The sequence below is a fragment of the Paenibacillus melissococcoides genome (assembly GCA_944800085.1).
Lineage (GTDB): Bacteria > Bacillota > Bacilli > Paenibacillales > Paenibacillaceae > Paenibacillus_B > Paenibacillus_B melissococcoides.
This window is the reverse complement of sequence record CALYLO010000002.1, coordinates 105,062-126,556: the sequence shown is the minus strand read 5'-3', so window position 1 is coordinate 126,556 and position 21,495 is coordinate 105,062. Positions and strand designations below refer to the sequence as shown.

The window sequence follows — 21,495 nt, the reverse complement described above, 5'->3', positions numbered from 1 at the left end:
CGAGTAGCGCCTCCTTCGTCAGTATCATGGGCTACGCCAGGCTCGTATCGGCCTGATGGAACTCCTCTGCCTTGCGCCCGATATATTCCGCCATCTCGCGGGCCGCCGCGGCGTACCATTCCTTCGTGCTGCGCATATCCTGGCTGGCCGCCTCCGTAATGGCCGCGAGCCGCCGGATCTGGCTCGTATGCAGCAGCTGCGCAATCGTGCCGAGCGCCGCCCCCGCTTCATGATGGAATTGCTCGACATGACTCTGCAGCGTGCGGGCGACCTGCATCAGCTCCTGCGGCCGCAGCTCCAGCAGCCCGCCTCCCGATCCGCCGGGCAGGCCGGTTTCCTGAAGGGAAGCAAGGAGCGGCTGGCCCGCCATCGCGCTTGAGAACAAGGCAGGCAGCCCATCCGGGGCCAGCCGGTCAATCAGCGGGAGGCGAGGCGAAGCACTGAGCCGCTCCCCTGTGAGCCGGTTCACCAGTTCGTTGCTGATATTGCCGTCCTCGTCGAACTTATAGTGCTTCATGGAGTGGTGATTCACGCCGAAGGGCGTTTCCTTCAGCCGCCGGGCCGCCCCGAGCGCCCCTTCATATTCCCGGTTGGCGGTGGCGTAGTCACCGTTGATATAGTAGGTGGATCCGACATGCCGTTCGTATTCGCTGAGCGCCCCCGCCCCGATCGCATCCTTCGGGTTGACGTAATTCGTAATGAGATCGTCGAATTTCCCTTGCTCGGCCTGCTTCGCCAAGTCGTCCGGCAGCAGGTTCATGACCGACGGCGCGCTGTAGGTGACGGCTTCGACCTTATGCTTGGCCGCCGCGTACTGGGCCAGCGCTCCCCCCAACGAGTGGCCGGTCAGCGAGATCTCCGCATCGGGATACTTCTCCTTCAGGGCCTCAACCAACTGATCCGCCCGCCGGAATTGATTCGTGCTGTATTCAATATGTTCCGATCCCGCGTTTCTGAACGGGTTCAAGTACGCCACGGCCGTCTTGACGGGAGAGCTGTACGTCTCCTCCAGATCCTTGAAGCGCCCCTTGACGATATCGTGATAATCCGTCAGCACGTCGGGAACGGTGCGCGACAATCCGCCCGTCGGTTCCGTCCCGCGGAAGGCGACCACAATCTGATTCGTGTCCTTGTTCCGGAAGACGGCCGCATCGAATCCGGAGTAGGAGTCATGAAGCTTGACGCCCTTCGGCTCGATGACTTTCCACGATCCTGCGGCTCCGTCGTAACGGCCTGGGGGCAGGTCATCATAGGCGGAGCCGGACATGCGTACATAATCCTTGTCAGAAATATGGTTTCCCTTCGCCATATACGCTCCTTTTATTTCATAAAATTGGATGTTATAATATTTTTATTATAGAAGATTTCCTGTAGGAGTGAAGCCATTGAGACGAAAAAATTTCCTCTTTACAGGTTTTTTGTTCCTGATGTTTGCATTTCTTATAGGATGTGGTGCGGAAATGAAGCAGCCTGCAGAGGAACAGCGGCAAGCGGAAGTAGACAAGGCGATGGCCGTCGGCACGCAATTTTTCAAGGATCAGTATGGCCTGGAGGTCGACTGGACGAGGCATGAGTTCCAGCCTGAATATGTGTCCGACAATCTGGCTCTGTACGGGAATGTTCACGGCAAGCCGGATCAGGAAGTGTACGCGCAGGTGAATTATAAGACATTCGAAGTGATCAGCACGGTAAGACCGGAAGAATGAGGGCCCTGATGAGGCCCTCATTGCATTTTACGGAGATAGAGCAACAAGCCTGCGCTCTCGAGAGGCGGCAGGCTTGCGGATATTGAACGTGATCGGGCTCGGACGATATCCGCCCGCTTATTGGATTTGATAACGCTTTTCGACCTTTTTGCCAAGATACCACAGCAGGAACAATCCCGCCGCCGACACGAGCAGGCGCCACGGATGAGAGATAAAGCCCTGCCAATCATGGCCGACGAAGGACATCATGAATACCATAACTCCTTTGCCCAGCACGACGGCGGCGACAAATATCCGCTTCGGCACATTGCTTACGCCCGAGGCGATATTGACGAAGAAGGAAGGGGTGAACGGAAAGCAATATAACAGGAACAGCGGCGTAAAGCCTTTGCGTTCAATCCATGAGAAGAAATGCTCTGCCTTCGGGTACTTCGCCGACAAATAGGTGCTGAATCTCCCCCCGAACCGGCGCGCGGCCAGGAAGACAAGCAGCGCCCCCGCGACCGTGCCGAGCCACGAATAGATGAAGCCGAGCCACAAACCGTAGGCGGATGCATTGCCCGCGACGATAATGAACAGCGGCAAGAAGGGCAGCAGCGCCTCCACCATCGGCAGGGCGATGCCCGGGATAGGGCCGAGCGAAGAATATTTCTCAAGCAGGGCTTGAATCTGCTCCATGTCAAGCTGTGATAAATAGTGATAAGTGCGTTCCAACCATTCCAGCATGATGACTCCTTTGTCTTCTATGAGTACTTCCGCCTCTTGTGACGCACTTTGGTCCGCAGATCGCCCCGATAGACCAGCTGCAGGGACGGAGAATGGCGGAAATCCTCCGGCGTCACCCATACCCAGTTCTTGTCCACTACGCACATTCCATGCTCCTGCAGCATGGAGGCAACGAATTGGGAGCAGAAATAAGCATTCTCCCGGCGAATAGGTATATTAAAAATGATGCCGAACAGGCCAAGCAGATTATATTTATACTGTTCCGGATTCCGCTCCATCTGCTTCAGGCGCAGGCGGATCCGTTCATATATTTCCGGGCTTACGGTGCAAGAGTACAGCGCACATTGCGTAGGACGATTCTCGGTCCGCACGAGATAGCCCTGCACCCGCTCCTTGACGAAGCCGCCATGGAACGGATTGAGCGGATGCTTCCTGCCGAAGCTGTACACCTCCCGCAGCTCGGAATCGAGCGCGATCGACGCGTGATTAAGCGGCGCCTTCGTATAAAGCCGGATAAGTTTGGAGAAAATCGTGCCCGTGTCGGTAAGAAGGATATAAATCTTTCTCTTGTCCACCATGCTCACCAACCTGTGATTAATTTCAATAAAGAATGAATGAAGAGCTCCTGCCGGCAGCTCGGCCCGCTGAATCATCCTTTTCTATTGTATTGGAGCGGCGGAAGCAATAACACAATCCCGCGACCGGCTTCGACCTAGACCATTGTCGGGGACGAGCCGGAAGATAGTATGACAATCACGCATTCACGGGTCCCTCTGCATGCTTGCCGCAAAACCCGCTGCGGCCGGCCGGCATACGGCTCTAAGCCCGCCCGCTACGCGCATTCCCGCTGCCGCGTCCATTGTTTGCTGTGGAGATTATAACACTAATCACAGGCCCCTTGCTATATATGTCATCTTTGCCATGCAAGCGAGACGCCGACCTTATCGGACGGCCGCACAGCTCTCCCGTATCATCAGCTCCACCGGAATGATGACCTTCTTGCTGATGACGCGCTTCGTCCGGATGCGCTCGAGCAGCAGCTCCAGCGCCGTCCGGCCCATGAATTCGCTGTGGAGCTTCACGGTCGTCAAGGATGGCGTCATGAACTGGGCGACGGTAATATCATTGAATCCGGCGACGCTGATATCGGCGGGCACCTTCAGCCCCGCTTCCCGAAGCGCCCGCACCGCGCCGATCGCCATCGAATCATTCGCCGCCAGCACCGCCGTGAAGCGAATGCCCGCTTCGATCAGCTCGCGGGTCAACCGATACCCGTCCTCTGCCGAGAAGCGGCCGATGCGAACCCGCTGCGGGTCGTACCAACCCCGCTTCTGCATCCACCGCTCATACGCTTCTTCCCTCCGATCCGCGCCGTCATATCCGTCATCGTCCCGCCCGCCGATGTAGGCGATGTCCCGATGTCCCAGGCTGTGCACATACGCCAGCATCTGCTCCATCGCATCGTGAAGATCGGCGATGACGATATCGAAGCGGTTGTCCCACGGCACCGGCTCGACGAAGACGAGATTCGGCGTGACGGCCGCCAGCCGGCTCACCTGCTCCCGCTGCACCGGCCCGATGACGATATAGCCGTCCGCCGCGCCGCTGTCCAGCTCCAGCTCGTCCTGGAAGCCGGCCAACCATTGCACCTGATAATCCCGGGCGGCAGCCTCGATCGCCAGCCGCATCGTCAAATAATAAGGATCGTTCAATTCCTCGCTGCGCGGATACGTCATCAGCAGCCCGACGGTCGCAGCCGCGGCGGATTCCCCGGACGAAGCGGCGGATTCCTCCGTCCGCGCCCCCCGCTTGTGCTTCGTATATTCCAGCTCCTCAGCCACTTCGAAGATGCGGCGCCGCGTCTCCTCCGATACGGAAAGCGTCTCGTCGTAATTCAATACTCTGGATACCGTCGAGACGGATACCATCGCCTTCTCCGCGATATCCTTCAATGTTGCCATCCCGTTCACTCCTAATCTGTAAACCTAATATCCCTCATTGTACTTCATTTTTTAGTAAATCCACAATCATTTTAGTAAATAAATAGCGGCTGCCACGGCGTGCAAATAGACAACCCGCTATCTAGAGGATAGCGGGTTGAACGGCTGCTTACAATATGATTTCCTTCCCTTTGCGGGCATCGGAGATGACTTTATTGGAATAGACGGACAGCTTCAGCTTCATATGGAACGGCTCGAAGCCGCAGCGGTAGCGGGCCAGCTGGTTCTGTCCGCATGAATTGGAGCCGAGCCCGTTCTGCTTGTAGTCCAGGTTCAAGACGATGTAATCGCGCTTCCGCAGATCGATGGTATGCTTGGCCGCGTCCAGATCGCCGGCTTCATAATAAGAAGCGCTGAAATCCACACTCGGATAACCCGCCGCCATCAAGCCGATGCCGTACCGGTCCGCCAGCCGGACCCAGCGGGTCTCCGTATGGTTGCCGTTCTCCTGCGGCGTCACGTACGGGGTGAACATGCCGTCCACGGTCTGTTCGTACACGCCGAACCGATTCGCTTCCTTCGAGTCGGCGTACGATTCGCCGGGGCCGCGCCCGTACCATTTGGCGAACTCGCATTGCTTGTTGATCCGGAGCTTCACGCCGATGCGAGGCAGCATTTCCGGCGCATTCTGGAGATGGCCGCCGGGAACGCCGAGCACCTCGAACAGGACGTCGCCGTTCCCATAGATGCGGTACTCGTACACCGAGCGGTAATGCCATGAAGCGTTGGTCGAGGCGTTCATCGTATGCACCCGGACATGAACACACTCTTCTCCGCACCTCTCGTAGGCGACTTCCTCCACGACTTCGTGCATCAGATGCAGGAAGGTTTTCTGCTTATAGTCGGGCACCAGATACATGTCATTATCGATCGCCGCCCGCCAGAACTGCAGCCGGGGACCGGCTTCGACCACGCGGCAGCCGTTGTACGTCCAGGAGGCGATCTGCCCCTTGACGGTATCGAACGTAATGGCGAAGTCCTCCCCCCGCATGATCAGCTCGCAATGACGCTCCTCCAGCTCCAGCAGGCCCGCCGGCCGCACCGTCACCGCCTCCGCTTCCACCGGCAGGAGGAACTGGGCAGTGGCCACCTCATGTCCCCGGGACGCCCAGGCCGTGTCCCGATTCAATACATAGGACAGGTTAAGATAATAATCGGCCCCCGCCTCCGGCTCGAAATCGAGCGAATAATCAAGCGCGAGCTCCCGCGCCGTCCGGGCGGCAATGCCGGCCACCGAAGCGCGGCCCGTCCGGATCGGTTCTCCGTCCTTCACGATGCTGTAGAACAGATCGAGATGGTCGAGGGAGGCAAAGTCGTATTTATTCTCGCAGCGGATAATGCCCCGGGCCAGATCAACCTCAGCCGTTCGCACCGGTTCGATAACCTTCTTATACTCCAGCAGGCCGGGCGACGGCGTTCGATCCGGCATGACCAGGCCGTCGATGCAGAAGTTGCCGTTCGTCGGATCGTCGCCGAAGTCGCCGCCGTAGCGGTAATAGACCTGTCCGTCCTCCGCTGCGGTATGAAGTCCGTGATCGATCCACTCCCACACGAAGCCGCCCTGCAGCTTGTCATGCGCGTCGAACAAATCCTGATACTCGCGCAGATTGCCCGGGCCGTTCCCCATCGCATGCGCGTATTCGCACAAAATATGCGGCTTGTCCGAGGTCTCGATAATATGCTGCATCGTCTTCCGATCCGGATGCTCCAGCCAGGTGTACATCGTCGAGTAGACATCCGTCACTTCCGCCTCCCGATCCCCCTCGTAGTGAACGAGACGCGTCGGATCGAGCTCGCGCGCCCGCGCCGCCATCGCGCGGAAGTTGCAGCCGAAGCCGGACTCGTTGCCAAGCGACCACATGATGATGCTCGGATGGTTCTTGTCCCGCTGCACCATCCGCTCCAGCCGGTCGACATAGGACCGCTCCCATGCCGGGTCGTCGGAGATCCAATTATAGTCCCCCGTCAGCTCGAAGCCGTGGCATTCCAGATCCGTCTCATCGATGACGTACAAGCCATACTCGTCGCATAAATCGTACAGATACGGAGAGTTCGGATAATGCGCTGTCCGCACCGCATTAATGTTATGCTGCTTCATCAGCTTGATGTCCTGCTCGATATCGTCCCGCGAGACGACGCGGCCGGTCAACGGATGGGCGTCATGGCGGTTAACGCCCCTGAACTTGATCGCGACGCCGTTGACGGTGAAGGTGGAGCCGCGCCGCTCAATCTGGCGGAAGCCGACCCGCTGCGGAACGACCTCGATGATGTCATTCCCCCGCTTGACGGTCAGCAGCAGCGTATACAGCTCCGGCGTCTCAGCGCTCCACAGCTTCGGCTGCGCAACTTCCGCCTCGAACCGCACTTGCTCCACTGCCGCCGGCACCGCGCCCTCCGCTACCGTCCGCCGCCGATCGTCGAGCAGCTCGTAGGCGAGCGTGAGATCCGCGCCGGGATGGCGAATCTTCGCCCCCACCAACAAGACGCCTTGCGTATAGGTGCCGTCCAGCTTCGTGACTACCGCCACATCCTGGATGCCGCTCCGGGGCTGGGCATACAGATCCACATCGCGGAAAATGCCGCTCAGCCACCACATATCCTGATCCTCCAGATACGTTCCGTCCGACCATTGGTACACCCGGACCGTCAGCTGGTTCTCCCCCGCCCGCACGAAGCCGGTAACGTCGAACTCGGACTGCAGGCGCGCCCCCTTGCTGTACCCGGCCTCCGCACCGTTCACCCACAGATGGAAGGCCGAATCGACGCCATGGAAGCGCAGGATCACCTGCTGCCCGTCCTCCAGCCACTCCCGGCCAATCCGGAAGGAACGCTTATAAATGCCGGCCGGATTATCGGTAGGCACATATGGCGGATTGATCGGAAAGCTGTACCACAGATCCGAGTAATGCATGCGGCCATAGCCTTGCATCTGCCAGTTGCCCGGCACGCGGATATCGTCCCAGCCGTCCGCGTCATACTCGGCGGCCTCGAAGCCGGGCGGCGAATATTCCGGCGCGGGCAGGAAGAGGAACTGCCAGATGCCGTTCAAGCTTTTGAAATGATGCGTATACGCCGGCTCGCCCGTCAAGGCGCGCTCCCGGCTTGGGTAAGAGTAGAAATGAGCTCTCGCCTCCATCCGGTTCCGGTGGGCGATGCCGATGTCTTCCCATACTTTTCTGCGACGCATAAATGAACCCTCCCCCATAAGATTGATCAGGCTGCGATCGTAAACAGAAGATTCCTATAAATCGGCCTACACAACGTAAAACGAAAAACGTGAAGGAAGCTCGCTCTTGTCATCGGATACACAGTAAATGTATCACTGAAGTAAAACAAAATCAATTTATTTTACTAAATTATTTACCCGAAAATCCGACGAGTTTCTTCAAGATGTGTCAATTTATTTTACTAAAATTATCTGAATCGGAAGGATATTTTCACTTAAATGAGGAGGAAAGCCGGGAAAAGAAGAGGAAGAGAGGGAGAGAAAGCTGAAAAAGAGGGAGAAGAAGCAGAAGCGCCGAATGACAAAATTTCGCAAAAAAGAGGAAGAAGCGAAGCGGCTTCTTCCGGATGGGTGTTCCGATTATATTCCGGCTCGTCCGAGCACGAAGCTGATGAGCAGAATCACGAGCACGAGTGCCGTAATGCCCGCATACACGATATCGCCCTCCTTCAGGAAGACCAGGATGGACACGGCGACGCGAAAGATCGGGGTTAGAATAAGCAGAAGCAGCCCGAGCGATATAAATGCATAGGGCTTGAAGCCGGCCACTCCGGCGGCCACTCCGGCCACCGTCGTCGGGAAGCTGGCATCCGGATACCCGCTCTCGCCCGTTGCGAGGAAGAGGAGCAGCCCGAAGGCAATGAACAGACCCGCTCCCACTACGCCGATCCGCAGCAGGCGGCTGACCGTCAGTTCAACATCCTCCGCCTTCGAATTCATATCCAGCCCACCCCCTGCAGAATCATTTCAATGGCGACATAGCCCAGAATCGGTATGAACAGCAGCCGGATCGTGCGGCTCTTCAGCTTCTGCATCAGGCGCGCTCCAAGCGTCGAGCCGGCCAGCACGCCGATAGCGACGGGAGCGGCAATGCTCGGGTCGATATCCCCGCGGAAAAAATAAATCCCGGCGCTCGCCGCCGCAGTCACCCCCATCATGAAGTTGCTGGTCGCGCTGGAGACCTTGAGCGGGAGCTTCATAAATACGTCCATCGCCATCACCTTGAAGCTGCCGCTCCCGATGCCGAGCAGGCCGGAGATCACGCCGGCCGCGTACATGACGCCGAATCCGCCGTAAACATTGGCCACCTGATAATCGACCTGCCTCCCCAGCGCTTTATCATAATACGAGCCGTTCATTCTCAGCTTTGCCGCGAGCGGATGCGTCTTCGTATGCTCCGGAAGCTCGGTATTCACCTTCTTCACCATGCCGTAAGCCGAATTCAACAGAAGCAGCCCGAACAGAATGAACAGCACGTTCGGCGCGATCAGGCTGGCGATGAAGGCCCCCGTGACCGCCCCTATCGTCGTCGCCACTTCCAGGAACATGCCGACCCGCAGATTCGTAAGCCGATCGCGCAAATACGCGATCGCCGCCCCGCTGGATGTCGCGATGACCGAGATGATGCTGGCTCCGATCGCATACCGGATATCGACATCGAACAGCAGTGTGAGCGCAGGCGTAATAATAATGCCGCCTCCCAGGCCGAGCACGGCCCCGACGGTGCCCCCGACCAGGGAAATGAGCAGCAGTTGTATCGTCGTCATGATCATGATCCGATGCCCCTTTCGCCCCCCCCTGTCTCCTTAAGATGTCCCATAAGATGCCAAGGAATGCGGGATTCACCGCTCTTTTCCATGCCAAAAAAAGCCCCCTGCAGCCGGCCGCAAACCGGATCGAGGGAGTAATCGGGAACGACGGATGACTCCGATCACAACAATAGCCGGCACGCGAACGTGTCGTGTCGGCTTGCCGTCTTCTTCATTTACGTTGCGCGTGCGGCGTTCAACGGTTCATTATCCGAGAACAGATCCGGATTGGCCTGGAGCATCCGCGTCAGCACTTCCGTCATTCGTACGGTATCGCAGACCCGCACCTCCGCATCGCCGAACCGCCCGAGTCTCATCGCGCCTTCCTCCCGCAGCACGTCATCCACCTTCCAGAAATGCTCCGACCAGTTCAGCCCGCAATGTCTGCGCGACGGAACGGAGATGACGGTTCCGTCCGGAAGCACCGTATTGAGCTGCTCGCGCTCCTCGGTCATTCTTCCCGGAATATCGAGCCATTCCTCGATGCCGTGAATGAACGTATTGCGGCGCAGATCGACGCCGACCAGCATAATCGCGGCCTGGCGATCGAGCAGCTTCCCCCAGGCCGATCCGCGGGCGCACGGCGTGTCGAACCGTTCGTCCCCGGCCGTGAACGCTGCCGCATCGCGGCCCAGAGCGGCGACCGAATGGGTCGGATGCCAGGAGCGAATGACGCCGGGGCGCTTGCGGAACCTCTCCGGCAGCATGCCAATGCACACCGGAGTATTTTCGACGTCGAACCGCGGATTCTCCGCATTGATGTTGGCCCACGTATGCGCCGGCAGCACCAGCAAGCCTTCTTCCATATAATTCGACAGCGCATCGAGCACCGTATCCGGACCGCCCTCCACGCCGCCAATGCTTTTGTAAGAAGAATGCACCAGCAGCGTGCCCTTCCGATCTATCCCGATTCGTTCCAGATCGGACATCAGACTTTGTAACGTATGCATGCTCTCTCCGTCTCCTTCCCTGCCGCGTTACGACTTCGGCTGCTCCTGCGGCCCGAGAGGAAGCCAATCCAGCACATCCTGGATGCGGGCGTCCCAGTACTCCCATGTATGATCGCCCGGGCCCTCGCTATAGGTATGCTCGAAGCCGGTGCGCCGCACCGCCTCACGGAAGCGGAGATTATCTTCATAGAGGAAATCCTCCGTCCCGCAGCATTGGAACAGCTTCGGCTTCGGTCCCGGATGCCGGTCCGCCTGCTCCAGCAAGCGGAACAGATCGTTCGGCGTTCCGGCGATGTCGCCTTCGCCGTAGATCAACCGGGCATCCTCCCGAATGCGCTCCCGCAGCGCGGGGGCGGCGACATCCAGGCTGCCCGACAGGCTGGCCGAGGCCGCGAACCGCTCCGGATAGGAGAGCGCCCATTTCATGGCGCCGTATCCGCCCATCGACAGGCCGGCCACATAATTGTCCTCCCGCTTCGCGGACAACGGGAAGAAGCTGCGGGCCTTGGCCGGCAGCTCCTCCGTCAGGAAGGTCCAATAGCGCAGCCCATGGGCCATATCGGTATAGAAGCTGCGATGGACCTGCGGCATGACGACCGCGATGCCCTTCAAGGCGGCATAGCGCTCGATCGACGTGCGGCGGACCCAGATCGTGTGGGCGTCCGACAAGCCGTGCAGCAGGAACAGCGTCTGATGAACCTCCGTCGCTTTGACGTTGTTCATCCCGTATTGTCCCGCCGTCGTCTCCGGCAGGATGACTGTCATCGCCGTGCTTAAGCCCAACACTTCCGAGAAATAGTTGCAGGTAAGCAGTGCCATTCGTTCCCCTCCTAGTCTCCACATCTCACCATCTGCTATGTACAGTCCTTTGCTTTATCCTCATTATAGTCCGTTCCCCGGCAAAAGGTAAGCAAGCGTTTTCCCGCCGGAATGGCACCGAATCGTCCCTTTGAAGGAAACCCGCATTTTCGTTCATCGTCTATGGAAACTGTAAAAGTGCAGGTTTCGCAACGGAATCCATTATCGAAAAAGGCAAGCCTGCAAACATGCATCAATTTCATCCCCTTTCAGCTTGTAGCACCGATTTGAGGGACAAAGGATGCAGATTTGCAGGAATTTCACCAAATCCCGCTTCTCAGGGAACGAAATACTGCACTTGAGCAGCTTTTTATCTATGACACACCGAACGCATCAAAAAAGACGCACCCGAAGGTGCGCCTTTGCTGGGCAGCGTTACCCGACATCGACCAGACGGCCGGTAAATTGGCTGTTGTACAGATCCGCATAGAAGCCGCCCTGCTGCAGCAGTTCCTCATGCGTGCCCTGCTCAATCACGGAGCCCTGATTCATAACGAGAATCAGATCGGCATCCCGGATCGTAGACAAGCGGTGGGCAATGACGAAGCTGGTGCGGTTCTTCATGAGCTCCTGCATAGCTTTCTGGATATACAGCTCTGTCCGCGTATCGACGCTGCTCGTCGCCTCGTCCAGAATCAGAATCGCCGGATCGGCCAGAATGGCGCGGGCGATCGTCAGCAGCTGCTTCTGGCCCTGCGAAATATTCGATGCTTCCTCATTCAGCACCGTATCATAGCCGTCCGGCAGCGTGCGGATAAAGTGATCCGCATGCGCGGCTTGGGCCGCCTGCACGATCTCTTCTTCCGTCGCGCCCAGCCGTCCGTAAGCGATATTGTCGCGGATGGTGCCGTTGAACAGCCACGTATCCTGCAACACCATGCCGAACAGGCTGCGCAGTTTGCCGCGCTCCATCGCGGTAATGTTGACGCCGTCGATCGTGATCGCTCCGTCGTTAATCTCATAGAAGCGCATCAGCAGATTGATCAGCGTCGTCTTGCCCGCCCCGGTCGGCCCGACGATGGCGACCTTCTGTCCCGGCTTGACGTCGATGTTCATATCGTCGATCAGCATCGCATCCTCCTTGTAGCCGAAGCGAACGTGATCGAAACGGACTTGGCCCGCCGGATGAGCAAGCGTCTTCGCCGGAGCCGCCTCCGGCACTTCCTCGGCTTCATCGAGCACTTCAAATACCCGTTCCGCCGAGGCGACGGTAGACTGAATGATATTGGCAATATTGGCGGTCTGCGCAATCGGCTGGGTGAACTGCCGCGCATATTGGATGAACGCCTGAATATCGCCGATCTGGATGGTGCGCTGGGTAACGAGCACGCCCCCGACCACGCAAATAAGCACATAGCCGATGTTGCCGATAAAGTTCATCAGCGGCATAATCATCCCGGAGATGAATTGAGCCCGGAAGCCGGATTCATACAGCTTTTCATTGATGCCGTCGAACGCGGCCACCGATTTTTCCTCATGACCGAAGGCTTTGATGATTTTATGGCCGGTGTACATTTCCTCGACATGGCCGTTCAATTCCCCAAGAGACTTCTGCTGCCCCATGAAATGCTTCTGCGACCGCTTCGCGATCACGATCGTGACGACGAAGCTGAGCGGCAGCGTCAGCAGGCAGATCAGCGTCATGAGCGGGCTGATGGTCAGCATCATCACCACGACGCCGACCAAGGTCACGATCGAGGTGATCAACTGCGTCAAGCTCTGCTGCAGCGTGCTGCTGATGTTATCGACATCATTGGTCACCCGGCTTAAAATCTCGCCATGCGTCCGCGCGTCAAAATATTTCAGCGGCAGCCGGTTCAGCTTGTCATTGACCTGCTTGCGCATCTCGTACACAATATTTTGCGCCACGCCGGCCATCAAATATTGCTGAAAGTAGCTGAACAGCGCGCTGACGACATACAATCCGATTAAGACAAGCAATATATTCCCAATATAAGCAAAGTCAATGGCGGTTCTTCCCATCAAGCTCTCGAACAGCGAGGTGGTCGCCTTCCCCATAATCTTCGGGCCCAGAATCGTGAAGATGGTACTGAGGATGGCCATCGCCACGACGGCGATTAATTGATATTTCCGTGGCTTCAAATAGCCGACGAGCCGCTTGAGCGTACCCTTGAAATCCTTCGCCTTCTCCATGGGCATCCCCATCGGCGGCCCGCCCATCGGGCCCCGGTGTCCGCCCGCTTTCGGCCGATTATCTCTGCTCATGCGATCTCCTCCTCTGACAGCTGGGAGGATACTATCTCGCGGTACACCGGACACGTCTCCATCAATTCGCGATGCGTGCCTATTCCCGCGATCCGTCCTTCATCCAGCACAATGATTCGATCGGCATCCATGACGGTGCTGACCCGTTGGGCAACCAGCAGAACGGCCGCATCCCGGGTCTCCGGCCGAAGCGCCGCGCGCAGCTTCGCATCGGTCTTGAAATCAAGCGCCGAGAAGCTGTCGTCGAAGATATAAATTTCCGGACGCCGGACCAAGGCCCGCGCAATCGACAGGCGCTGCTTCTGCCCGCCGGATACGTTCGAACCGCCCTGCGCGATCGGAGAATCGAAGCCCTCCGGCATATTGGAGATGAAGTCCGTCGCCTGGGCGATATCGGCCGCATGCTTCACCTCTTCGGCGGTCGCATCCTCCTTGCCGTAGCGGATATTGTCCGCCACCGTTCCGGTGAACAGCACGGCCTTCTGCGGCACAAGTCCGATCTTCTCCCGCAGCTCCTCCTGCTTCCACTCCCGGACGTCAACGCCATTCACCCGGATACTGCCGCTGTCGATATCATAGAAGCGCGGTATCAAGCTGATTAGCGTCGACTTGCCAGCCCCGGTTCCGCCAATGATCGCGGTCATCTCTCCCGGACCGGTCTCGAACGAGATATTCGAGAGGGCCGGCATCTCTGCCCCCGGATAGCTGAAGGTGACATTGTCGAATTGAATATGGCCCCGTCTGCCGGCCGCCCGCTTCGGTTGCGCAGGATCGTGAATCTCCGGCTCCATGCCGAGCACCTCGTTAATCCGGACCGCAGACGCGGATGCTCTTGGAATCATCACAAAAATAATGGAAACCATAATGACAGAAAACATGATTTGCATCGCATATTGAATAAAGGCCATCAAGGATCCGACCTGCATGCTGCCGTTGTCGATCCGGATGCTTCCGAACCAGATGATCGCAATCGTCGAGAAATTCAGGGTGATCATCATGATCGGCATCATCGACGACATAATGCGGTTCACCTTCAAGGCCGTGCCGGTCAAGTCGGCATTCGCTTCGTTGAACCTTGTCTTCTCATGGTTGATCCGGTTGAAAGAACGAATGACCCGGATTCCAGTCAGATTTTCGCGCAGGACAAGGTTCAGCTTATCCAGCTTTTTCTGCATCGCCTTGAAGAGCGGAATCCCTTTGCCGGCTACGGCAAAAATGGCCAAGGCCAGCACCGGAATGACGACCGCCAGCACGAGCGTCAGCTTCGCATCCTTCGACACCGCCATAATAATGCCGCCGATACACATCATCGGCGCGCTGATCATCATCCGGAGGATCATGACCAGCACCTGCTGAACCTGGGTAATATCATTGGTCGTCCGGGTAATCAGGGATGCCGTCCCAATCTTGTCGAACTCCTGCAGCGAGAAGTTCTCCACATGGGTGAACAGGCGCCGCCGCAGATTGCGGCCGAAGCCGGACGCCACCTTCGCGGACAAGTAGCTGCCCGCGATGGCGCATAACGTGCCCCCTGCGGCGACCAGGAGCATCCACCCGCCCATTTTCCAAATATAAGCCGTATCTCCGCTAACAATGCCGATATCGACGATATCCGACATCAGCGTCGGCAGATACAGCTCGGCCAGCGACTGGAAGAAAACCAGCCCCAGCACGAATGCCACCGGAAGCCGGAACGGCTTCAGGAAGCGGAATAATTTCATCATTCATGATCATCTCCACTCGTGCGCTTCTCTATCTCCCTCCAAGGGATTGGAGGATTGTCTTGAAAATACGTATACACTTTGTTGAGCAGCTCGGCCAGCTTCTCGCTGTCCTCCTCACCCAGGTACTCAATCAGCCCGTTGAAATATTCCGTCATGACGGCTTTCGCCTTTTTCGTTACCGCGATGCCTTTGTCGGTCAGCGCAATCCGTATGACCCGCCGATCCTCGGGATCGGCGTTCCGGGTGACAAGCCCCTTGCTCTCCATGCCCTTGATTAATTGCGTAATCGTCGGTGAAGTGACATGCAGCATGCTGCTGATCTCGGATACCATCAGCCCTTGCTTATCCCGCTTTATCGTACGCATGAGAACCATCATGACATGCAGTTCGCTCGGCTTATGTCCTTCAATCGAACGGCGATGCCATTCCGCCTTGTTGAACAGCTTGAAGGCCCTCATCAGCCGCTCGGTTGTCGTTCCCTCCTCATGCATCTCGTTTACCCCCTCGTTACCTAAAATTTAAATTAGTTAGGCAACCTATTTATTTGGTAACCTAATTATATTTTCACAGCTAACCGATGTCAAACTCCAAAAAAAGGAGCTGCCCCCCCTTATAGGAAAAGAGAAACAGCCTGCTTTTTGAGTCCATGCAGTTGTATCTTGACTGATTGCGCGCCGGTGAGCTCTTCTTCCAGCACGATATACCAGACCGCCTCATCTGACGATCGGATGACCGGCGCAATCTTGATATCCATGGCCTCTTCTTGTTGGTGGCGGGGAATGCGAACCTCCACGGCGCCGACATCCGGATCGGTGACGAGGCCGTACAGTACGGCAAGGTGAGTGCTGCCGAGCGGGAGGCGGGAATATTTATAGCTTATCGATTCGGGAGGAACGGTAAGGGGGAAGTCGCTGCGTACCACCCCGTTTCTTTTCCACCCGCTTGATTGTAAAAAGGCGATATTCATCTCTTTCAGATTCAAATCATGAAAAACGATAATATCGATGTCTCCTGGCCTGGTCTCCCGATGCAGCAGCTCGGCATCAAATCCCTGATGCCTCAACCATTCTTCGGCCGACTCTGCTTCCGGACGAAACAATAAGGCTGCCGCCAAACCTATAAGTAAGAGCGCAGCCAGACCAACCCATCTTTTCATTGGAATCCGCTCCTAACCCGCTAGAAGGCACCTTAATATTGTATCCCATCTGCAAAAACAACCGGGTTACTTCGACGACAAGCGGCGCTCGATATAGGAGTCGAATGCGGTCTTGATGACCGCCACCACGGGCACCGCGATGAACATGCCGAGCAGCCCGAAGAAGCCGCCCCCGATAATAATCGCGAAAATAATCCACAGCGGGCCGATGCCCACCTTGTTCCCGATGACCTTTGGGCCGATATAATAGCCGTCCAACTGCTGGATAATGAAAATAAAGAGCACATTCCACAGCGCCTGCATCGGGGACACGAGCAAGGTAATCAGGCCGACGAACAGCATGCCGATGAACGGGCCGAAATAGGGAATGACATTCGTGATCGCCACGACGAGGGCGGCCAGCAGCGCGAATGGCGATTGCAGAACAAGCAGCCCCAGAAAAACGATCGAGCCGATAATCATCGCATCCAAAATGACCCCGACAAAATATTGGGAAAAGGTCGTGTCAATCCGCTTCACGAACTCAATCACCGATGCCGCCCGTCCCTGTCCCAACAGGGCGACCAGAATCTTTTGCGCGCTGCGGCCGATCACTTCCTTGTCCTTGAGCAGATAAATCGAGACGATGAAGCCGATGACGAGATTCAGCAGCGTCGTCGTTATCGAGAACAGGCCGGACAACAAATTGTTCAGGATGAGCCGGACGAACTCGCTGATCTGACTGGAAGCGGACGAGAGGAACTCCCCCAGCTTGGCGTCAAAACCGGATTGGGCGAACCATTCCTGCTCCAGAACATGGCCGCGTATCCACTGCTCCGTCCCCGCGATATACTGGGGCAAGCCCGCGAGCAGCGTGCTTACGCTGTCAATAATTCTCGGGGTGATGACCGTGATTCCGAAAAAGATGAGTCCGAGGAACAGCGTATAGACGATAAGAATGCTGTACAGCCTGCGCAGCCGCTACCGGGAGAACAGCTTCGCCTCCAGCGCGTTAACCAGCGGCCGGAGCAAATAAGCGATAAAAAACGCAATGAAAAAAGGCGTCATCAGGGACATCAGCGTGGAGAAAAAATGCAGAACGCCCCCAATATTCTCCACCAGCTTGTACAGCAGCAGCCCCGCGGTGAACAGGCCCAAATAGTATAATGTTTTGCGATCCCTGAACATCGTTCCCTCCTGAACTTCTTCGTGGTGTAGGTTGCCGCATTCCGGGCGGCAGTCCGGTATAGCGAATCAGGAGGACTTTTTGCCCTTCTCTTTGTCCTTATCCTTGTCCTTCGCCATGCGCTTCTCCAGATCGTCAATCAGCTTCTCGGCCAGACGCTTATACGTGTTCGCCTGATGAATGAAGTTCAATACGGCCAGCAGCGTGAAGGCCTGACTCTCCCCGGCCGCCGCCACCGCTTCGGTCTGGGCCGCCACGGCTTGCTCCAGTTGAGGAGCCTGCTCTTCCTTCAGCCGGAGGAACTGCTCGTATACCTTCCATCCGTCCACATCCTCCCGATGAAGCGTGCCCTGGAACAGCGCCTTGATGTCACTGATCGACAGCGACTGCTTTAAATGATAGATCAGCGCCATTTGAATGATATGCTCGGGAGAATACTTCTTATTCTTCGCCGGAAGCAGCAGCTTGTCCTTGGTGTAATTATTGATCATTGTCTTCGTTAGCAGCTTGTCCTCGGGATGCCGCTTCGTGGGCTCCAGCACGCTTTCGAACAATGTAATGACCTGATCCATGTACAGATCGAGCTTCGGGATCTCCGCCGGCTCGATATCCGGCATCGCCGCGATGCCCCGGTACAGGGCTTCGATATGCTCCTTCAAGGTTGCGTCTTCCATGTCTTCCTCTCCTTCATGCCTGGGGGCGCAACTGATGATGCTGTTCCGTTCATTTCTCCATACTACCATATGCCCAAGACAAGAGGCTACAATGCAAAAAACTCTTCTATTTACTTGTTCAAATCACATGATATAATACATATATAACATTATGTAGTTTTCATTACTACATAAAAACTTTTGTTAACTCATACAATGCGCGGTCACGCGTCAATCATAAATAAGACGGGATATCCGGATACTAATTCACGGGAGGTTTGATTGGAAATGGAAAAGCCATGCAATATCGTCCTGTACGGCGATTCGATTGCGAAGGGGATCGTGTACGATGAAGAGAAGGGCAGATACGCCAAGCTCGCCGACAGCTTCGGGCAGCTCGTTCAACGCCGCCTGAACGGAATCGTGACGAACGCGGGACGATTCGGCTGCCTCGTTACGAAGGGAGCCGAGAAGCTGAAGCAGGATGTCCTGAGCCGGCGCCCGGATATCGTGCTGCTGGAATTCGGGGGCAATGATTGCGATTTCGATTGGGACAAAATCGCCCGGCAGCCCGGGGAGCTTCATGAGCCGAACACCGATCTGGATCGCTACACGCAGACGTTGAAGGACATGATCCGCACCTTGAAGGATCACGGGATCATTCCGGTGCTGATGTCCCTGCCGCCGCTGGATGCCGATCGGTATTTCCGGTGGATCAGCAAGAACGACGACTCCGCCGCCGCGAACATCTTATCCTGGCTGGGCAGCGTCAGCCGGATTTATTGGTGGCATGAACGCTACAATGCCGCCATCATCCGCGTGGCCGAGGAGATGAATACGCGCTGGATCGATGTTCGAGGCGCGTTCCTGCGGGCATTCGATTACCGGAATTATCTGTGCGCCGACGGAATTCACCCGAACGAACAGGGCCATCAGGTGATTGCCCAGGAGCTGATGAGCTATCTGGAGAGCCGTTACCGTCATTTGTTGAAATGAAATGTATTGCTTGCTTACCACGGCAAATAAGCCGGATGACCGTCGATGCAAGGCGATCACCCGGCTTGCTTGGTTTACTCGATATCCGGCTTATCCGTACCGGGAAGCCGGTAATTCATCCACTCCTCCGGCAGCAATTGCCGGTAAGGCGGCTGGAGGAACCGGTCGTCGATCAGCACGAGCGTCCCGGTGTCCCGCTCCGAGCGGATCAGCCTCCCTCCGGCCTGAAGCACCTTGTTCATCCCGGGATAGACGTAGGCATAGTTGTACCCGTTTTTCCCCGTACGGTTGACGTAGTCGCGAATGATATTCCGCTCCAGACCTAGCTGAGGCAGGCCGACGCCGACGACGATGACGCCCGTCAGCCGGTCTCCCTGCAGGTCTACCCCTTCCGAGAAGACGCCGCCAAGCACGGCGAACCCGACCAGCGTGCCTGTCCGATCCGGCTGGAAAGCATCCAGGAACCGCTCCCGCTCCTCCTCTGTCATCCCCGCCTCCTGCACAAGCGTATCGACCGGGCTGCCTTCCGCGATGAAGGCTTCGTATACCTCCTGCAAGTACGGATACGAAGGGAAGAACACCAAATAATTGCCGCTCCGCTCCTCTACCACGCCCCAAATCGTCTGCACGAGCGGAAGCTTCGTCCGTTCCCGATCCCGGTACCGGGTCGACAGCGGGTGCAGCCGTACATCCCACTGCTCCTGGGCGAACGGCGAAGGCAGGGAGAGCGTGTAGTCCTCTTCCCGATCGCCGCCCAGCAGGTCCATATAATATGACATCGGCGTCAAGGTCGCAGAGAAGCGGATAATCGAGCGGTACCGCTTGCCCGCCTGAGCGAGCAGGAAGGACGGATCGAGACAGAACAGCTTCAGCCGGACCTCATTCCGTTCGACTTCAGCGTACGTCGTGAACCGCTCATCGTAGAGCTTCGCAATGCGGATGAAGCTTGACGCCGCGAAATACGCGTCCAGCAGCATCGCGTGGGCGGGCGTTCCCCCGCCGCTCAGCAGGACCGGTTCGGTTTGGGCGATGAATCGGTCCAACACCGAAAGCAGATCTTCGGGCAGCTCCATGTCCGTCAGGCCGCCCTGTTCCGCACACCGCTTCCGCAGGGCGATGAAATAGGCGTTCACCGCCTGGGCCGCGTCGTGAATCGCGCGGTTCACTTCCTTGAACTCGCGCTTCAGCTGCAGGAACGCGGATTTGACCAGCTCGGCCGAATACATCTCCCGCGCCCGATCGACCAGATTATGCGCCTCATCGATCAGGAGCGCCGTCTCCTTCTTCTGCTCTTCCGCCCACCGCTTCATCGAGACGCGGGGATCGAACACATAATTATAATCGCAAATGACCGCATCGGCCGCATACGCAAGGTCGAGCGAAAATTCGAACGGGCATACCCGGTGCTTGCGGGCGTACTGCTCAATGACCGGGCGGGTCATCTGCGTCTCATGAGTCAAAATATCCATGATCGCCCCGTTAATCCGGTCATAATAGCCATCGGCATATTCGCAATAATCCGGCTGGCAGCGGGTCTCCTCCTGGAAGCAGATTTTATCCTTGGCCGTCAACGTAACCGATTGCATGATCAGTCCCTTCGACGCCATCCGCTCGCAGGCATCCTCGGCAGCCGTGCGCGTCGTCGTCTTGGCCGTAATATAGAGAATCCGCCGGATCAGCCCTTCCCCCATCGCCTTGACCGCAGGGTACAAGGTCGACATCGTCTTGCCGATGCCGGTCGGCGCCATGGCGAACAGGCCGCTGCCCTGCGCGATCGACGTATATACGGCTCCGGCCAGCTTCCGCTGCCCTGCCCGGTACGCGTCGAACGGGAACGGCAGCTCCCGGATGCTCTCCTGCCGCCGCAGCTCATGATCCCGCCGCATCGCCGCGTAAGGCGCATACCGTTCGATAACGTCCAGCACGAAGGCCTCCAGCTCGGCGAAGGTCAGCACCCGCTTGAACCGTTTCGCCTCTTCCGTGCGGACATGGACGTAGGTAAGCTGCACCGCCATCCGCTCGCGGCCATGCTCCTTCGCGTACATATAGGCGTAGCAGCAAGCTTGCGCCCAGTGCACGGGATACGCATCCTCCGTAATCAGGCTGATGTCCCCCGATGTCGACTTGATCTCGTCTATCGTCTCCTCGCCGGACAGAAGCAGGCCGTCACAGCGGCCGTCGATCTGGAAGCACAGATCGCCGTATCGGATGTCGGCCTTCAAATACACTTCCTTTTGGTCCGTCTCTCCATAGCTTTCCTGCACCCGCTGATGGGCCTTCGTCCCGTCCGTCATCGAACTGGCGGCCCGAAAGCCGCTGTCGATGCTGCCGCTCAGGAACACATGCTCCACCAGCGAACGCACGGATAATTGTATCGTATACGTCATCGCATTCTCCCGATTCCTGTCATTGCCTGAATCTGTAACTCACTCTACCGATTATATCGCAATTCAGGCCGCAGTGCCGGATGCGCGACGTGCACGACCTCGCCGCAAATTCCTCAAGCTCCCCGCAGCGGCC

Annotated in this window: 19 protein-coding genes; 2 read left to right on the top strand and 17 right to left on the bottom strand. The window is 57.2% G+C overall.

Translation table 11 applies throughout. From position 1 onward, the window contains the following. Window positions 1-31 precede the first annotated feature (31 nt). Window positions 32-1,309 (bottom strand): lipase family protein, encoded by a 1,278-nt coding sequence (locus tag OCY70_RS08750; RefSeq protein ID WP_261944774.1) that lies wholly within the window; start codon window positions 1,307-1,309, stop codon window positions 32-34. A 151-nt stretch (window positions 1,310-1,460) separates the two neighbouring features. Here OCY70_RS08750 and OCY70_RS08745 point away from each other — a divergent pair, with 151 nt between their 5' ends. After that, window positions 1,461-1,706, top strand: a complete 246-nt coding sequence (locus OCY70_RS08745) for a hypothetical protein (RefSeq protein WP_213427465.1) — start codon at window positions 1,461-1,463, stop codon at window positions 1,704-1,706. Window positions 1,707-1,823: 117 nt separating this feature from the next. Here OCY70_RS08745 and OCY70_RS08740 read toward each other — a convergent pair whose 3' ends face one another. From OCY70_RS08740 to OCY70_RS08670, 15 genes are all read right to left on the bottom strand, one after another. Next, window positions 1,824-2,432: a TVP38/TMEM64 family protein gene (locus tag OCY70_RS08740; RefSeq protein ID WP_213427464.1), complete on the bottom strand. Its 609-nt coding sequence runs from the start codon at window positions 2,430-2,432 to the stop codon at window positions 1,824-1,826. 17 nt (window positions 2,433-2,449) lie between these two features. Then, window positions 2,450-3,010 (bottom strand): hypothetical protein, encoded by a 561-nt coding sequence (locus OCY70_RS08735; protein ID WP_213427463.1) that lies wholly within the window; start codon window positions 3,008-3,010, stop codon window positions 2,450-2,452. Between the two features lie 363 nt (window positions 3,011-3,373). Further along, on the bottom strand, window positions 3,374-4,393 hold the full coding sequence (locus tag OCY70_RS08730; RefSeq protein WP_213427462.1) for a LacI family DNA-binding transcriptional regulator: 1,020 nt from the start codon (window positions 4,391-4,393) through the stop codon (window positions 3,374-3,376). A 148-nt stretch (window positions 4,394-4,541) separates the two neighbouring features. Further along, window positions 4,542-7,619 carry a beta-galactosidase subunit alpha gene (gene ebgA, locus OCY70_RS08725; protein WP_261944773.1) on the bottom strand — a complete coding sequence of 1,026 codons (3,078 nt, stop codon included), beginning with the start codon at window positions 7,617-7,619 and terminating at the stop codon, window positions 4,542-4,544. A gap of 399 nt (window positions 7,620-8,018) precedes the next feature. Then, on the bottom strand, window positions 8,019-8,378 hold the full coding sequence (locus OCY70_RS08720; protein ID WP_213427460.1) for a DUF1634 domain-containing protein: 360 nt from the start codon (window positions 8,376-8,378) through the stop codon (window positions 8,019-8,021). Beyond that, window positions 8,375-9,211 (bottom strand): sulfite exporter TauE/SafE family protein, encoded by an 837-nt coding sequence (locus OCY70_RS08715; protein WP_213427459.1) that lies wholly within the window; start codon window positions 9,209-9,211, stop codon window positions 8,375-8,377. The genes OCY70_RS08720 and OCY70_RS08715 overlap by 4 nt, the downstream gene beginning before the upstream one ends. 212 nt (window positions 9,212-9,423) lie before the next feature. Then, the gene (locus tag OCY70_RS08710; RefSeq protein ID WP_213427458.1) at window positions 9,424-10,197 is read right to left on the bottom strand and encodes an AAC(3) family N-acetyltransferase; all 774 of its coding nucleotides are present in this window, start codon (window positions 10,195-10,197) and stop codon (window positions 9,424-9,426) included. A gap of 27 nt (window positions 10,198-10,224) precedes the next feature. Continuing rightward, window positions 10,225-11,016, bottom strand: a complete 792-nt coding sequence (locus OCY70_RS08705) for an alpha/beta hydrolase (protein WP_213427457.1) — start codon at window positions 11,014-11,016, stop codon at window positions 10,225-10,227. Window positions 11,017-11,430: 414 nt separating this feature from the next. Further along, a complete protein-coding gene (locus OCY70_RS08700; protein WP_283776729.1) occupies window positions 11,431-13,281 on the bottom strand; it encodes an ABC transporter ATP-binding protein in 1,851 nt (616 codons plus the stop codon). Continuing rightward, complete coding sequence (locus tag OCY70_RS08695) at window positions 13,278-15,005, bottom strand: ABC transporter ATP-binding protein (RefSeq protein ID WP_213427456.1); 1,728 nt, start codon at window positions 15,003-15,005, stop codon at window positions 13,278-13,280. Before OCY70_RS08695 ends, OCY70_RS08700 begins: the two co-directional genes overlap by 4 nt. Continuing rightward, window positions 15,002-15,496 carry a MarR family winged helix-turn-helix transcriptional regulator gene (locus OCY70_RS08690; RefSeq protein WP_213427455.1) on the bottom strand — a complete coding sequence of 165 codons (495 nt, stop codon included), beginning with the start codon at window positions 15,494-15,496 and terminating at the stop codon, window positions 15,002-15,004. Before OCY70_RS08690 ends, OCY70_RS08695 begins: the two co-directional genes overlap by 4 nt. A 119-nt stretch (window positions 15,497-15,615) precedes the next feature. Further along, window positions 15,616-16,161, bottom strand: a complete 546-nt coding sequence (locus OCY70_RS08685; protein ID WP_213427454.1) for a hypothetical protein — start codon at window positions 16,159-16,161, stop codon at window positions 15,616-15,618. Between the two features lie 66 nt (window positions 16,162-16,227). Beyond that, window positions 16,228-17,109: an AI-2E family transporter gene (locus OCY70_RS08680; RefSeq protein WP_261944871.1), complete on the bottom strand. Its 882-nt coding sequence runs from the start codon at window positions 17,107-17,109 to the stop codon at window positions 16,228-16,230. A 12-nt stretch (window positions 17,110-17,121) separates the two neighbouring features. After that, entirely contained in the window at window positions 17,122-17,328 is a 207-nt protein-coding gene (locus OCY70_RS08675) for a hypothetical protein (protein ID WP_249724828.1), read from the bottom strand. Between the two features lie 66 nt (window positions 17,329-17,394). Further along, window positions 17,395-18,000 carry a DUF1836 domain-containing protein gene (locus OCY70_RS08670; RefSeq protein ID WP_213427453.1) on the bottom strand — a complete coding sequence of 202 codons (606 nt, stop codon included), beginning with the start codon at window positions 17,998-18,000 and terminating at the stop codon, window positions 17,395-17,397. A gap of 267 nt (window positions 18,001-18,267) precedes the next feature. On the opposite strand from OCY70_RS08670, the gene OCY70_RS08665 reads away from it, so the two are divergent. Further along, the gene (locus OCY70_RS08665) at window positions 18,268-18,975 is read left to right on the top strand and encodes an SGNH/GDSL hydrolase family protein (RefSeq protein ID WP_213427452.1); all 708 of its coding nucleotides are present in this window, start codon (window positions 18,268-18,270) and stop codon (window positions 18,973-18,975) included. Between the two features lie 74 nt (window positions 18,976-19,049). Here the strand turns inward: OCY70_RS08665 and OCY70_RS08660 are convergent, their stop codons facing one another. Further along, window positions 19,050-21,362, bottom strand: a complete 2,313-nt coding sequence (locus tag OCY70_RS08660) for an ATP-dependent DNA helicase (RefSeq protein WP_213427451.1) — start codon at window positions 21,360-21,362, stop codon at window positions 19,050-19,052. Window positions 21,363-21,495: the final 133 nt, after the last annotated feature.

Coding starts and splice junctions, on each gene's coding strand:
- OCY70_RS08750 (WP_261944774.1), bottom strand. CDS start 1,309: ATGGCGAAGGGAAACCATATTTCTGACAAGGATTATGTACGCATGTCC.
- OCY70_RS08745 (WP_213427465.1), top strand. CDS start 1,461: ATGAAGCAGCCTGCAGAGGAACAGCGGCAAGCGGAAGTAGACAAGGCG.
- OCY70_RS08740 (WP_213427464.1), bottom strand. CDS start 2,432: ATGCTGGAATGGTTGGAACGCACTTATCACTATTTATCACAGCTTGAC.
- OCY70_RS08735 (WP_213427463.1), bottom strand. CDS start 3,010: ATGGTGGACAAGAGAAAGATTTATATCCTTCTTACCGACACGGGCACG.
- OCY70_RS08730 (WP_213427462.1), bottom strand. CDS start 4,393: ATGGCAACATTGAAGGATATCGCGGAGAAGGCGATGGTATCCGTCTCG.
- ebgA (WP_261944773.1), bottom strand. CDS start 7,619: ATGCGTCGCAGAAAAGTATGGGAAGACATCGGCATCGCCCACCGGAAC.
- OCY70_RS08720 (WP_213427460.1), bottom strand. CDS start 8,378: ATGAATTCGAAGGCGGAGGATGTTGAACTGACGGTCAGCCGCCTGCTG.
- OCY70_RS08715 (WP_213427459.1), bottom strand. CDS start 9,211: ATGATCATGACGACGATACAACTGCTGCTCATTTCCCTGGTCGGGGGC.
- OCY70_RS08710 (WP_213427458.1), bottom strand. CDS start 10,197: ATGCATACGTTACAAAGTCTGATGTCCGATCTGGAACGAATCGGGATA.
- OCY70_RS08705 (WP_213427457.1), bottom strand. CDS start 11,016: ATGGCACTGCTTACCTGCAACTATTTCTCGGAAGTGTTGGGCTTAAGC.
- OCY70_RS08700 (WP_283776729.1), bottom strand. CDS start 13,281: ATGAGCAGAGATAATCGGCCGAAAGCGGGCGGACACCGGGGCCCGATG.
- OCY70_RS08695 (WP_213427456.1), bottom strand. CDS start 15,005: ATGATGAAATTATTCCGCTTCCTGAAGCCGTTCCGGCTTCCGGTGGCA.
- OCY70_RS08690 (WP_213427455.1), bottom strand. CDS start 15,496: ATGCATGAGGAGGGAACGACAACCGAGCGGCTGATGAGGGCCTTCAAG.
- OCY70_RS08685 (WP_213427454.1), bottom strand. CDS start 16,161: ATGAAAAGATGGGTTGGTCTGGCTGCGCTCTTACTTATAGGTTTGGCG.
- OCY70_RS08675 (WP_249724828.1), bottom strand. CDS start 17,328: ATGTTCAGGGATCGCAAAACATTATACTATTTGGGCCTGTTCACCGCG.
- OCY70_RS08670 (WP_213427453.1), bottom strand. CDS start 18,000: ATGGAAGACGCAACCTTGAAGGAGCATATCGAAGCCCTGTACCGGGGC.
- OCY70_RS08665 (WP_213427452.1), top strand. CDS start 18,268: ATGGAAAAGCCATGCAATATCGTCCTGTACGGCGATTCGATTGCGAAG.
- OCY70_RS08660 (WP_213427451.1), bottom strand. CDS start 21,362: ATGACGTATACGATACAATTATCCGTGCGTTCGCTGGTGGAGCATGTG.